At 70.1% G+C, this 12,953-nt stretch carries 14 protein-coding genes; 10 read left to right on the top strand and 4 right to left on the bottom strand.

The window, feature by feature from the left end; translation table 11 throughout:
* Positions 1 to 261 precede the first annotated feature (261 nt).
* From uppS to ML539_RS14450, 4 genes are read left to right on the top strand one after another with little or no spacing between them, the layout of a single operon-like run.
* Positions 262 to 948 (top strand): polyprenyl diphosphate synthase, encoded by a 687-nt coding sequence (uppS, locus tag ML539_RS14465; protein ID WP_243325029.1) that lies wholly within the window; start codon positions 262 to 264, stop codon positions 946 to 948.
* Positions 948 to 1,832 (top strand): phosphatidate cytidylyltransferase, encoded by an 885-nt coding sequence (locus ML539_RS14460; protein ID WP_243325027.1) that lies wholly within the window; start codon positions 948 to 950, stop codon positions 1,830 to 1,832. Before uppS ends, ML539_RS14460 begins: the two co-directional genes overlap by 1 nt.
* 1 nt (position 1,833) lies before the next feature.
* Entirely contained in the window at positions 1,834 to 2,988 is a 1,155-nt protein-coding gene (gene dxr / locus ML539_RS14455; RefSeq protein ID WP_243325026.1) for a 1-deoxy-D-xylulose-5-phosphate reductoisomerase, read from the top strand.
* A 14-nt stretch (positions 2,989 to 3,002) separates the two neighbouring features.
* Positions 3,003 to 4,139 (top strand): M50 family metallopeptidase, encoded by a 1,137-nt coding sequence (locus ML539_RS14450; protein ID WP_243325023.1) that lies wholly within the window; start codon positions 3,003 to 3,005, stop codon positions 4,137 to 4,139.
* On the opposite strand, the gene ML539_RS15610 is transcribed toward ML539_RS14450, so the two are convergent.
* Positions 4,093 to 5,520 (bottom strand): PAS domain-containing sensor histidine kinase, encoded by a 1,428-nt coding sequence (locus tag ML539_RS15610; protein ID WP_279341676.1) that lies wholly within the window; start codon positions 5,518 to 5,520, stop codon positions 4,093 to 4,095. The genes ML539_RS14450 and ML539_RS15610 overlap by 47 nt on opposite strands.
* Positions 5,521 to 5,646: 126 nt before the next feature.
* Between ML539_RS15610 and ML539_RS14435 the strand changes: the two genes are divergently transcribed.
* On the top strand, positions 5,647 to 6,177 hold the full coding sequence (locus tag ML539_RS14435) for a glutathione peroxidase (protein WP_243325022.1): 531 nt from the start codon (positions 5,647 to 5,649) through the stop codon (positions 6,175 to 6,177).
* Here the strand turns inward: ML539_RS14435 and ML539_RS14430 are convergent, their stop codons facing one another.
* Positions 6,178 to 6,864 carry a MarC family protein gene (locus ML539_RS14430; protein WP_243325020.1) on the bottom strand — a complete coding sequence of 229 codons (687 nt, stop codon included), beginning with the start codon at positions 6,862 to 6,864 and terminating at the stop codon, positions 6,178 to 6,180.
* A 28-nt stretch (positions 6,865 to 6,892) separates the two neighbouring features.
* Here ML539_RS14430 and ML539_RS14425 point away from each other — a divergent pair, with 28 nt between their 5' ends.
* The 3 genes from ML539_RS14425 to ML539_RS14415 all read left to right on the top strand — a co-directional run bounded on the left by ML539_RS14425 (position 6,893) and on the right by ML539_RS14415 (position 8,336).
* A complete protein-coding gene (locus tag ML539_RS14425; protein ID WP_243325018.1) occupies positions 6,893 to 7,507 on the top strand; it encodes an acyltransferase in 615 nt (204 codons plus the stop codon).
* Between the two features lie 165 nt (positions 7,508 to 7,672).
* Positions 7,673 to 7,975 carry a hypothetical protein gene (locus tag ML539_RS14420; protein ID WP_243325016.1) on the top strand — a complete coding sequence of 101 codons (303 nt, stop codon included), beginning with the start codon at positions 7,673 to 7,675 and terminating at the stop codon, positions 7,973 to 7,975.
* A 160-nt stretch (positions 7,976 to 8,135) separates the two neighbouring features.
* Entirely contained in the window at positions 8,136 to 8,336 is a 201-nt protein-coding gene (locus ML539_RS14415; RefSeq protein WP_243288494.1) for a hypothetical protein, read from the top strand.
* A 1-nt stretch (position 8,337) separates the two neighbouring features.
* Here the strand turns inward: ML539_RS14415 and ML539_RS14410 are convergent, their stop codons facing one another.
* Complete coding sequence (locus tag ML539_RS14410) at positions 8,338 to 9,288, bottom strand: bifunctional riboflavin kinase/FAD synthetase (protein ID WP_243325014.1); 951 nt, start codon at positions 9,286 to 9,288, stop codon at positions 8,338 to 8,340.
* Complete coding sequence (locus tag ML539_RS14405) at positions 9,285 to 10,307, bottom strand: TerC family protein (RefSeq protein ID WP_243325012.1); 1,023 nt, start codon at positions 10,305 to 10,307, stop codon at positions 9,285 to 9,287. Before ML539_RS14405 ends, ML539_RS14410 begins: the two co-directional genes overlap by 4 nt.
* Before the next feature lie 15 nt (positions 10,308 to 10,322).
* Between ML539_RS14405 and ML539_RS14400 the strand changes: the two genes are divergently transcribed.
* Together ML539_RS14400 and ML539_RS14395 are read left to right on the top strand one after the other, a co-directional pair.
* The gene (locus ML539_RS14400) at positions 10,323 to 11,066 is read left to right on the top strand and encodes an RsmE family RNA methyltransferase (RefSeq protein WP_243325010.1); all 744 of its coding nucleotides are present in this window, start codon (positions 10,323 to 10,325) and stop codon (positions 11,064 to 11,066) included.
* A 25-nt stretch (positions 11,067 to 11,091) separates the two neighbouring features.
* Complete coding sequence (locus ML539_RS14395) at positions 11,092 to 12,684, top strand: M28 family peptidase (protein WP_243325008.1); 1,593 nt, start codon at positions 11,092 to 11,094, stop codon at positions 12,682 to 12,684.
* Positions 12,685 to 12,953: the final 269 nt, after the last annotated feature.

The following is a 12,953-nucleotide window of genomic DNA, read 5'->3' as shown; positions in this document are numbered from 1 at the left end:
CCCCGTGATAGCATGACCTTTTTCACCTTTCCGAGGTTTCCGGCGCGATGACCGTCCCGACCTATGTCGCCGTGATCATCCCGGCATCCCCGCTGGGGATGCGCGAGGCCGGCCAGGCGGAAGGGGCGGGCTTCCACCCAACCGGGGGCCCACGATGACCGTCCCGACCCATGTGGCGATCATCTTCTCGGTATGCCCTTTGGGCATACGCGAGGCCGGCCACGCGGAAGGGGCGGGCCTCCACCCAACCGGGGGCCCACGATGACCGTCCCGACCCATGTGGCGATCATCATGGACGGCAACGGCCGTTGGGCGGCGCAGCGGGGCTGGCCCCGCATCAAGGGCCACAAGGCCGGGGTGCAGGCGGTGGAGCGGATCCTGGAGGCCGCCTCGGACGCGGGCATCCGGCACCTGAGCCTCTATGCCTTCTCCACGGAGAACTGGAAGCGCCCCCCCCAGGAGGTGGCCGCCCTCATGGCCCTCCTGCGCATGTACCTCCGCATGTTCGTCCACCAGCTGGCCCGCAAGGGCATCCGCTTCCATCACCTGGGCGCCCTCGAGGGAATGCCCGACGGCATCCAGGCGGACATGCGGTCCCTGGAGAAGGCCACCGCCGGGAATCCGGGCATGACCTTCCACCTGGCCGTGAACTACGGGTCCCGCCTGGAACTGGCCCAGGCCGCCCGGCGCTGCGTGGAGGACGGCCTCCGGCCCGACCAGGTGGACGAGACCGCCCTGGACGCCCGCCTCTGGACCGCCGGCGTGCCGGACGTGGACCTGCTCATCCGCACCAGCGGCGAGCATCGCATCTCGAACTTCCTGCTCTGGCAGTCCGCCTATGCAGAACTCTACATGACCGACCTCCTGTGGCCGGACTTCGGCCCCGCGGAGCTGAAGGAAGCGCTTGAGGACTACGCCCAACGCGAACGGCGCTTCGGGGGGATCTGATGGAACGGACCACGCCCAAGGTCGACAGGAAGAACATGACCGTGCGCATCACCACGGCCCTGGTCTTCGGAGTCTTCTTCTTCAGCCTCCTCTGGTTCGGCGACCAGCCCTGGGCCCCCTGGACCTACCTGGCCCTCATGGCCCTCGCCATCCTCGGGGGCGTCCGCGAGATGACCCTCATGGCCCGGGTGCGGGGCTTCAACCCCTCCCTGGCCGCGGGAACCCTGCTGGGCTGGGGCATTCTCGCCCATTTCTTCCTGGCCACGGGGGGCCAGGATCCCCTGCCGCTCTGGCTGGTCCTCACGATCGGGGGCCTGGTGATCCACTTCGGCGCCCTGTTCTTCGACCGGAAGCTGGAGGAGGCCCTGCCCAGCCAGGCCATCACCTGGCTCGGGGCGCTCTACATGGGCTTCGGCCTGGGCTTCCAGCAGAAGCTGTTCATGCTGGAGGGCACCCTGCCCAGGACCGGCAGCCGCCTCATCCTCGCCCTGTTCATCATCACCTGGTTCGGCGACAGCGCCGCCTACTTCGTGGGCACCTTCCTCGGCAAGCACAAGCTCGCCCCCCGGGTGAGCCCCAAGAAGAGCTGGGAGGGAGCCCTCGGCAACCTGGGCGGCAACCTGCTCGGCGCCTTCCTCATGAAGGCCACGGTCTGCTCCGAATGGTCCGTGGTGGACGCCGTGGCCCTGGGCCTCCTGCTGGGCCTCGTCGGGCAGCTGGGCGACCTGGTGGAGAGCACCTGGAAGCGCAGCGCTGGCGTGAAGGACTCCTGCGTGGGCGTGAGCATCCCCGGCCACGGCGGCGTGCTGGACCGCGTGGACAGCCTGGTGTTCGCGGCCCCGGTGCTGTTCGCTTATGTCCACTTCGTCCATGGGTTCAACTGACGTGAGACACCTCGCCCTCCTCGGCTCCACGGGGAGCATCGGCACCTCCACGCTCGATGTGGTGCGAGCCCACCCGGAGCGGCTGTCCGTGGTGGCCTTGGCCGGGGGACGGAACCGGGAGCTGCTGAAGGAGCAGTGCGACACCTTCCGGCCCCGGTGCGTGTCCGTGGGCTCGCGGGAGGATGCGGAGTGGCTGCGGGCGAACCTGGCCTACCGGCCCGAGGTCCACTGGGGGGACGACGGCCTCCTGGCCTGCGCCCTCCATGCCGACGCCGACACGGTGGTGGCCGCCATCGTGGGCAGCGCCGGGCTGGCCAGCACCGAGGCCGCCCTGCGCGCGGGCCGCCGGGTCTGCGTGGCCAACAAGGAGTCCCTGGTGGTGGGCGGTGCCCTCATGCACGAGGCGGCGCGCGCCGGCGGCGGCGAGCTGCTGCCTGTGGACAGCGAGCACGCGGCCCTGCACCAGCTGCTCGACGGCCGCGACCGGGCCTCCATCCGCGAGGTGCGCATCACCGCCAGCGGCGGGCCCTTCCGCGATTGGCCCCTGGCCCGCATTCAGGCCGCCACCATCCAGGAGGCCCTCAACCATCCCACCTGGAAGATGGGCCCCAAGATCACCATCGACAGCGCCACGCTCATGAACAAGGGCCTGGAAGTCATCGAGGCCTCGGTGCTGTTCGGCCTCACGGCGGACCAGGTGGCCGTCACTGTGCATCCCCAGAGCCAGGTCCACGCCATGGTGGGCTTCCACGACGGCAGCTACCAGCTCCAGGTCTGCGCCAACGACATGAAGCTGCCCATCCAGTACTGCCTGCTCTACCCGGAGAAGCAGCCCGGTCCCGTGGCCCCGTACCCTTGGGAAGAAGCCCGCGCCTGGACCTTCGAGGCCCCGGATCTTGCGCGCTTCCCCTGCCTGGGCCTGGCCTTCGAGGCCCTGCGGGAGGGCGGCACGGCCCCGGCCCTGCTGAATGCCGCCAACGAGGTGGCCGTGGCCGCTTTCCTCCAAGGTCAGCTGGGGTTCTGGGACATCCAGGCCTGCAACCGGGACACCCTGGCCCGGATTCCCGCCGCGCCCCTGGCCTCCCTGGGCCAGGTGCTGGATGCGGATCGGGCCGCGAGGCGTCATGCTGAAGGATGGGTCCAAGCCCGGGCCTGACCTTTCGGACGTCCATGAACCGTTTCCGCCTGCCCTTGTCGTTCAGCTTCGCTTTCGTTGCCGCCTTCCTCTTCGCCTTCAAGCTGCCCGGAGCCGGGTTCTGGGGCCCCGTGCTCATGCTGGGCGGCCTCATCTTCCTCCACGAGGGCGGCCACTTCCTGGCGGCCAAGTGGATGGGCATGCCGGTCGAAGTCTTCTCCCTGGGCTTCGGCCCCCGCCTGATCGGCTTCAAGTGGCGGGAGACCGATGTGCGCCTCTCCCTGCTGCCCCTGGGGGGCTACGTGAAGCTGGCCGGCTTCAACCCCGAGGAACCTGGCGCCGAGGACCCCTACGGCTTCCTCCAGCAGCCCTTCGGCAAGCGCATGCTCTTCTACAGCGGGGGCATCCTGGCCAACCTGGCCACCACGCTGGTGCTCTTCGGCCTCGTGGGCGTCCACCAGGCCCGCGTCACCAAGGTGCAGGAGACCTGGACCGTGGTGGAGGTGGTGCCCGGCAGCGCCGCGGAGCAGGGCGGCCTCAAGGTGGGCGACGAGCTGCGCGGCATCGGCGACCTGAGCTTCCCCGGCGCCCAGTGGGAGGCGGCCGTGGCCTACATCCAGGCCCACCCGGACCAGCCCGTGCCCTTCCGCCTCACCCGGGACGGCAAGCCCATGGAATTCCCGCTCACGCCCAGGGCCGAGGGCGGCAAGGGCCGCCTGGGCTTCATGCCCCTGCCCGTGGCCACCCCCCTGGAATTCCGCCCCTTCCAGGCGGGCGACCTGTGGACCGGCAGCCGCTATGCCGTGGAGACCTCATGGCGCCTCACGGGCCAGGTCTTCGGCTTCCTCAAGCGCCTGGTCACCTTCCAGGCCAAGAGCGCCGAGGTTGCCGGTCCCATCGGCATCATCAAGCAGGGCAGCAAGGCCGCCCAGCATGGCTGGGAGACCTTCCTCTTCATGTGCGGGGCCATCAGCCTCCAGCTCGCCATCCTCAACGCCCTGCCCATCCCGGCCCTGGACGGCGGCCACATGGCCCTGCTGGCCTTCGAGCGGGCGCGGCGCAAGGATCTCACCATCGAGCTGAAGGAGAAGATCCTCACGGGCGGCTTCATCCTCCTGGCCTCCCTCATGGCGCTGGTGATCTTCCTGGACCTGATGAAGCTGCGGAAGTAGCGGAAGCCTCGCCCCGCGCGCCCCCGGCCCGCGGCAGCAGCACGCGGAAGGTGGTGCCCCGCCCGGGGGCCGTGTCCACCTGCAGGGTTCCCCGGTGCTGCCGGACGATGTTGTGGACCATGGCCAGGCCCAGGCCGGTGCCGTGGCCCGAAGCCTTGGTGGTGAAGAAGGGCTCGAAGATGTCGGGTACCAGGCCGGGCGCCATGCCGGCGCCGGTGTCCGCCACGTGGATGCCCACGTACTCGCCCGGCTCCGCCTCGATCCAGGCCGCGCAATCCCCATCCACCAGCGTCCAGTTGGCGGTCTCGAGCCGGATCCGGCCCGTCCCCTCGATGGCATCCCGGGCGTTGGCCACCAGGTTCGTCAGCACCTGCTCGAGCTGGGTGGAGTCCGCCAGCGCGGGCCACAGGTTCGCGGCCGGCTCCCAGTCGATCCGGATGCGCTCGCCCGCCAGCCGGCCCAGGACGGGCAGGAGCTCCGCCACGGCCCGGTTGAGATCCACCTCCTTCGCCTCCAGCGCCCGCCGCCGGGCGAAGCCCAGCATCCGGGAGGTGAGGTCCGCCGAGTGGCGGGCCGCCTTGATGATCTCCTCCAGGTACCTCCGCTCGGGCCGGTCCGTCCCCATCCGGTCCAGGGCCAGGTCGGCGTTCGCGAGGATCACCCCCAGCATGTTGTTGTAGTCGTGGGCCACGCCCCCCGCGAAGCGCCCGATGGATTCCAGCTTCTGCGCCTCGAAGAGCTGGGCCTGGAGCTTCGCCCGCTCCCGGGTGTGGCTGTCCTGCTCCGTGATGTCCCGCGCGATGCCCAGCACGCCGATGAGGGCGCCGGAGCGGTCCCGCATGGGCGTCTTCAGGGTCTCGAGCAGGATGCGGCCGCCGCCGTCCGCCAGGGTGACCCACTCCTCGTTGGCCCGGGGGCCCCCCGCGTCCATGGCCTCCCGGTCCTTCTGCCGGAAGAAGTCCGCCTCCTCCTTGGGGAGGAAGTCATGGTCGGTCCTCCCCTGGATGGCGGCCTCCGGGACCCCGAAGAACCGCTCGAAGGCCGGGTTGCAGGCGAGGTAGACGCCTTGCGGATCCTTCAGCCACACCATGTCGGGAATGGCGTGGATCAGCGTGCGGAACTGGGCCTCCCGGTGGGCCACGCGGGCCACCAGGCGCCGCACCATGAGGAACAGCATCGTGGCGGTGACGGCCACGAAGGCCCAGCCCTTGAGGATGCTCAGGACGGTCATCCAGGCCGGATCCGCCGTGAGGGCCTGCACCAGGCGGTCCGAGAACAGGATCCAGGCGGCCGAGAGGATCGCGTAGGTCAGCGCAATCCGGGCTGCGCCGGTGACGGCGGCCTCCGGTGGTGTCGGGCGGAACGGGCTGGATTCGGGCATGGGAAGGTCCAGTCGGTTCAAAGGCTAACGCAGATCCTCGCCGGAGACCGTGGCTCTTCAATCTTTTTCCCCAGCCCGGCACGGCGTCTCCCGCGGGGGCATCCAACCGGTGTCCCCGGAGGTTCCTTGCGCGCCGCCCTCGCCCTCTTCCTCGCCCTGACCCTGCCCGCCGCCGAAAGGAAGGTCCCCATGTCCCTGCACGAGATCACCCTCCGCACCCTGGACGGAAAGCCCCAGTCCCTGGCCGCCTACCAAGACAAGGTCGTGCTGGCCGTGAACGTGGCCAGCGAGTGCGGGTTCACGCCCCAGTACGCGGGGCTGCAGAAGCTCTACGCGGACTACAAGGACCGCGGCCTGGTGGTGCTCGGCTTCCCCTGCAACCAGTTCGGCGCCCAGGAGCCCGGCACCGCGGCCCAGATCGAGAGCTTCTGCCAGAAGAACTACGGCGTGACCTTCCCCCTCTTCGAGAAGCTGGACGTGAAGGGCGCGCACCAGGCCCCCGTGTACCAGTTCCTCACGGCCAAGCACGGCGAGCCCGCCTGGAACTTCCACAAGTACCTCGTGGGCAAGGATGGCCAGGTGCTCCAGGCCTTCCCCAGCAAGGTCGCCCCCGACAGCCCCGACCTTCGCGCCGCCATCGAGGCGGCCCTGAAGTAGCTACTTCGTCGAGATGACGGCCGCCGGCGGCGTCTCGCGCATCTCGACGTAGAGGGCCTTCACGCCGTTGATGAGGAACTGCATGGCCACGGCGGCCAGGATGAGGCCCATGAGCTTGTTCACCACCTTGGTGCCGATGGCGCCCAGGCGGGCGAAGACGGCCGGCGCCTTGCGCAGGAAGAGGTAGACGATCCAGGTGTTCAGCAGGATGGCCAGCAGCACCACGCCGTACTCCAGCCAGCCGATGCCCGCGATCATGCCCATCACGGTGGACAGCGTGCCGGGGCCCGCCACCAGCGGGATGCCGAAGGGGATGATGGCGAAGTCCTCCGGCAGCTTGCGGCTGGCCTCGGCCTTCTCGTCCTCGGTGCTGCGCTCGCGGGGATCCTCGCCGTAGAGCATGGCGATGGCGCGGTAGAGCACCAGCACCCCGCCCACGAAGCGCATGGCCAGGGCCGTGAAGCCGAAGAGGCTGAAGATGAACTGGCCCACCAGGGCGAAGGCCAGCATGGCCGCGCCCGCCGTGAGGGCGGCCTTCTTCGCGCTGCGGCGCAGGGCCGGCTGCTCCATGCCCGTGGTGGCGCTGGCGAAGATGGCCGCGGCGCTGATGGGGTTCAGCACCGAGAACAGCGACGTGGCCACGCCGAGGGCGAAGGACAAGGTGGGCAGGGGGCCGAGGTGGGGCATGGCCCACTGTACCCGCTACCATGACCCCATGCGCGACCTCGAGGCCCTGCGGGAGCAGCACCAGCGCCGCCTGGCCTGGATGCCCTGGCTGTACTTCGCCCTCAAGCCCCGGCACCGGGCCTGGGCCGAGGCCTGGCAGGCCGACGTGCAGGCGCGCCTCGTGGCCCAGGAGACCGTGACCCTCGGCGCGGGCTGCTTCATCGCGCCCGATGCCGCCATCTTCGGCGAGCCCGGGCGCGGCATCGTGATGGGCGACCGCTGCGCCATCGCCGCCCAGGCCTTCCTGCACGGCCCCCTCACCCTGGGAACCGATGTCAGCGTGAACGCCGGGGCGCGGCTGGACGGCGGCCGCAAGGGCATCACCATCGGCGATGGCACGCGCATCGCCAGCGGGGCGGCGATCTACGCCTTCGATCACGGGATGAAGCCGGACCGCGACCTCAAGGACCAGCCCGTGCGCTCCCGCGGCATCCGCCTCGGTCGCGATGTCTGGATCGGCGCCAACGCCGGCGTCACGGATGGCGTCACCATCGGCGACCACGCCGTGGTGGCCATGGGGGCCGTGGTCACGAAGGACGTGCCCGAATGGGCCATCGTCGCCGGGGTGCCCGCGGTGGTGGTGGGGGATCGCCGCCAGCGCTGATTGCGTCGTCCCCTGCCACGCCCGTGGGTTCCGATGTTGCATTTCGCGCTGCGCCCCGGCAACTGCAGGCCGCCAACCACCCTGATCGCTCCACTTCCCCATCTGGCACGGGTCGTGAACCTCCTTCGTCGCGGGCAACCCGCCCCGTCCCCGCAAGGAGGTCCCATGCGCCGTCTGGCCCTGCTCGCCCTCGCCACCCTCGCCGCCTTCCCCCTCTCGGCCCACAGCCCCTGGCGCCGCCCCTCCCGCCGCGTGGTGATCGTGGAACGGGATGCCTGCCGGGATTCCTACCGCCGCTGGGACGACGACCGTTGGGAACGCCGGGGCGACTGCCCCGAAACCTACGTCCGGCCCTATCGCGACGAGGACTGCGATGAGGGCCGCGTGGTCCTCCGGCCGCTGCCCCGGCCTCTGCCTCGCCCCCTGGCCGCCCCCTTCCAGGCCCGTGTGGAGCTCTGGTTCCGCTGAGCCGGGTGATCCAGCCGCCCGCGGATTCGACAGTCCTTGTCCCATGGGTGGGCCCAAGCTGGAAGGGTTCCTCCCCCTCTTCCAAACTTTTTTCGTGATTCCGCCTTGACGAAAGCGAATAAAAGACGAACATTTTGGAAACGGGATTGACGGAGCCCCCATGCGGACCTCTTTTCGCAGTTTCGGCTACAAGTTCAGCGGCTACTTCATGGAGTACGGCCCCATCGAGGCCGAAAGCCTCGAGGCGGCCAAGGCCCAGATCCGCCAGCGCCTGGGCGTGAGCCGCCTCCCCCTGGGCTTCCAGGTCTGGGACCTCTCCGAGCGCCCCCTCACCCGCTGGCGGGTGGCCGCCGCCAGCTGATTCAGGCCCGACGGGCCTTCCACCAGGCGGTGCCTTCGGCCACGTCCTGCGTGATCTGGGCCCGGAGCTCGTCCACGGAGGCGAACCGGGCCTCACCGCGGAGGCGGTGGAGGAAGCGCAGGTGGAGGCGGGCGCCGTAGAGGTCGCCCTCGAAGCCCGGCAGGTGGGTTTCCACGGTGAGACGGCGGCCCTCGAAGGTGGGCTTCTCGCCCACGTTGGTGAGCCCCAGGTGAGGCCCCCCCAACGAAGGATGGTGGTGCGGCAGGAAGGCTTCGGTCACGTAGACGCCGTAGGCCGGCAGCTGCTCCTGGTCCCAGGCCAGGTTCGCCGTGGGGAAGCCCAGGTGGCGGCCCCGGCGGTCGCCCTCCACCACCACGCCCGTGAGGGTGTAGGGATGCCCGAGCAGCTCCGTGGCGGCCTCCACCTCGCCCCGATCCAGGGCCTCCCGGATGCGGGTGCTGGAGAGGCGCCCGCCATCCGGGGCGCGTAGGGCCAGGGTGTGCACGGCGCAGCCGTGCTCGGCGCCCCAGGCCTCCAGGGTGTCGACATTGCCACTGCGGTCCCGCCCGAAGCAGAAGGCCCGCCCCACGTGCAGCTCCACGGGCGAGAGGGCCCGGCGCACGCCGCCCAGGAAGGCAGCGGGACTCAGCTCCGAGAAGGCGCGGCTGAAGGGGATCACCCAGGCCAGATCCATCCCTTCGGATTCGAAGGCCTCCAGGCGCTGCTCCAAGGTCATCAGCAGCTTCGGCTTGCGCTGGGGCGCCACCACCACCGCGGGGTGCGGGTCGAAGGTGACCACGGCCGCGCGCAGGCCCGCGGACCGCGCCCGGCTGGCGGCGATGCGCAGCAGCTCCCGGTGGCCCGCGTGGACGCCATCGAAGGTCCCCAGGGTGACGATGGAGGGCCCCGCGGCGGGGGCCGCCTCCAGGGTGTGGCGCCAGACCTGCATCATTCGGCGCCGTCCTGCTCCGCGGGCCAGGCCAGGCTGGCCACCACGCTGCCGGCCAGGATCGCGGCGATGATCAGCAGGCTGTACTGCACGGGGATGTGCACCCAGTTGGCGACGCACATCTTCACGCCCACGAAGGCCAGCACCATGGCCAACCCGGTCTTCAGGCGGTGGAAGCGGTCCATCATCTTGGCCAGCAGGAAGTAGAGGCTCCGCAGGCCCAGGATGGCGAAGATGTTCGAGGTGTAGACCACGAAGGGATCGCGGCTCACCGCCAGCACCGCCGGGATGGAATCCACCGCGAAGACCAGGTCCGTCACCTCGATGGTGATGAGCACCAGCAGCATGGGCGTGGCGAAGCGACGGCCTTCTCTGTACGACCAGAAGTGCTCGTGGCCGCCCCGCTCGTCGTAGGGCACGAAGCGGCGGAAGGCCCGCACCATGGGATTCTGGGTGGGATCGGGATCCTCGCCCTTCACCAGCAGCATCTTCACGCCGGTGTAGAGGAGGAAGCCCCCGAAGACATACATCATCCACTCGAAGCGGTTCAGCAGGGCCGTGCCCGCGAGGATCATCGCGGCCCGCATGAGCAGGGCCCCCAGCACACCCCAGAACAGCACCCGGTGCTGGTGCCGCAGGTCCACCTGGAAGCTCTGGAACACCAGGACGAACACGAAGAGGTTGTCGACACTGAGGGACTTCTCCAGCACGTAGCCTGTGAACCACTCCAGCCCCTTCTGGGTGCCCTCCGTCTGGAAGATCACCGCGTTGAAGATGAGGGCCAGCGTGATCCAGACCGCGCTCCAGATCCCGGCCTCCCGCATGCTGGGCGCGTGGATCTTCCGGTTGAACACGCCCAGATCCAACGTGAGCATCAGGAACACGAAGGCGTGGAAGCCCCCCCAGGCCCACCAGGGAGCGGCTTGCAGCAGGGCGTCGACCAAGGAGTCCTCCAGGACATCCAGCTTATCGAATGCCGGAAGCCCCCAGTCAGAGGGGGCGCTCTCCCAGGGGATGCCCATGGGATGATGATGCCCGTGAGCCTCCCCCGACTCTTCCTCGCCCCCCCGTCTGACGCCGCCGAGAACCTCACCCTGCCCTTGGGCGCCGAGGCCGCGCGTCACCTGCGCGCCCTGCGCCTCCAGCCCGGCGATGCCCTGGAGCTGGTCCTGGGGGATCAGCCCTGGAAGGCGGACCTGGCCGAGCTGGACCGGGGCCGGGCGGTGGCCCGCCTGGTGGCCCCCCTGCACGAGGACCGCGAGCCGCCCATCCCCCTTCAGGCCTGCCTGCCGATCCCCGCGCAGCTCAGCCTCTTCGACGACTGGCTGGCGCCGCTGGTGGAGCTCGGCGTCACGCTCATCCAGCCCGTGGCCTACGCCCGCAGCGAGTTCGATGCCGCCAAGACCGCCGCCCGCGCCGAGCGCTGGGCGCGGATCCTCCAGTCCGCCTGCGAGCAGAGCCACCGCAGCCGTCTGCCCGAGCTCCGCCCGACCATCCCCTTCCCGGCGCTACCGGCCTGGGACGCGCCCCAGAAGTGGGTGGCCTACGAGCTGGCCACGGACCAGGCCAACCCGGACCTGCGCCGGGAGGCCCTGGCCTTCACCTGCGGGCCCGAAGGGGGCATCACGGAGGCCGAGTATGCGGCCCTGTCCGCCGCCGGCTGGTGCCCCGTGAGCCTGGGCCGCAGCATCCTCCGCGCCGTCACCGCCCCCGTGGCCCTGCTGGGGGCCGTGCAGTTCGAGCTGGGAAGGTCCCCCGACAAACCCCATCTTGCGAGGTAAGCTGAAGGCTCCCTCCGGAGTCTTCATGCGCGTGCTGCCGTTCCTCCTGGCCACGGTTTCTCTTCTTGCCCAGGCGGCGCCCCCCGTGCCGGAGGCGCCCCTTCGCGCCCACCTGGCCTTCCTGGCGGACGACCTGCTGGAGGGCCGCGGCACCGGGCAGCGGGGGGCCGAGCTGACCGTGCGCTACCTGGAGACCCAGCTGCAGGCCCTGGGCCTGAAGCCCGCCCAGGGAACGTCATACCGGCAGGCCGTCCCCCTGCTGGGGCTCCGCACCCTCCCCGAGCGCAGCGTCCTCAGCTTCATGGGCGGCGGGGCCTGCGCCACGCCCGCCTTCGGCCCGGCCATCGTCTACGGTTCCGGCGTCGCCAGGGCCGAGCAGGCCTTCGATGCGCCCGTGGTCTTCGCCGGCTTCGGCATCCATTCGCCCGCGGACCGCTGGGATGACTTCAAGGGCATGGATCTGAAGGGCAAGGTCCTGCTGGTGCTCGTGAACGAACCCGCCCCCACCCCCGAGGAGCCGGGACGGTTCGAGGGCCCAGACCTCAGCTACTTCGGCCGCTGGACCTACAAGTTCGAGGAGGCCGCCCGCCAGGGCGCCGTCGGCATCCTGCTGGTCCATACCACCCCCTCCGCCAGCTATGGCTGGCCCGTGGTGCGCAACGGCTGGGACGCGGAGCGCTTCCGGCTGGCCAAGGGCCCCGAGGGGGCGCCGCTCGAGGGCTGGGTCACCGAGGACGTGGCCCGGGCCCTGGTGAAGCAGGGGGGAGGGGACCTCGACGCCCTCCGGGTCGCCGCCCAGCGCCGCGACTTCCGTCCCGTGCCCCTGGACCTGCGCCTCAAGGGCACCCTCGCCAGCGCGGTGCGCACCCTCGACCAGTTCAACGTGGCCGGCGTGATCCCCGGCTCCGACCCGGCCCTGAAGGAAGAGGTCGTCATCTATTCCGCCCACTGGGACCACCTGGGCAAGGGCTCCGCCCCGGCCCCGGACAGCCACCCAGGCCACGAGGGCGACGGCATCTACAACGGCGCCGTGGACAACGCCTCGGGCTGCGCGGCCCTGCTCGCCATGGCCCAGGCCGCCGTCCACACCCCCGCCCGGCGCAGCCAGATGTTCCTCTTCGTCTGCGGGGAGGAGCAGGGGCTGCTGGGTTCCAAGGCTTACGCCGCCAGCCCCCTCTGGCCCCTGGCGAAGACCGCCGCGGACCTGAACCTGGACAGCCTCAACTTCGTGGCCCCCGCGCGGGACATCGGCCTGCCCTTCGGCAACCGCAGCACCCTCGGCGACCTGGGCGCCGCCGTGGCCAAGGCCTCGGGCCTCGCCGTCGCCTCCAGCCGACCCGACACCGCCGGCGGCTACTTCCGCTCCGACCACTTCAGCTTCGTCCAGGCGGGCGTGCCTGCGCTTTCCGTGGGCGGCGGCCGCGACTACCTGGGCGCCGACCCAGCCACCCTCAAAGCCAAAGCCGCAGCCTATGGCAAGCGCTACCACCAGGTCACCGACGAATACGACCCCACCTGGGACCTGCGCGGCATGCTCCAGCAGGCCCAGTTCACCTTCGACCTCGGCCAAGCCGTCGCCAACGCCCCCACCAAACCCACCTTCAAAGCCGCCCGCTAGCCCCCACCCCCATCCGCCTTTTTTTAGTCTGCCTAATCAGTCACCCTGCCTCTGTAGTCCCGCGGGATTTTCAACACTTACCACCCCCACCCCCAGGACTAGACGAACCTCAACCCCATCCCCCCTCATCGTCCAATTCAAAGTTAGGCCGACGTGGGCGGGCTCGGCCAAATCTGCTTCTGGTATGACTTCACCAAGGTCCCGTCGCGCTAAAGTGGGTTATTCAATCACCGTCACTTCCCGCTGGTCCTGGCTTTCCGTTCGTCCGC

Origin of the sequence: Geothrix sp. SG200, from assembly GCF_022808935.1 — a bacterium.
GTDB lineage: Bacteria > Acidobacteriota > Holophagae > Holophagales > Holophagaceae > Geothrix > Geothrix alkalitolerans.
Note: the sequence above shows the minus strand (reverse complement) of the source record. Positions and strands in the feature narration are given on the sequence as shown.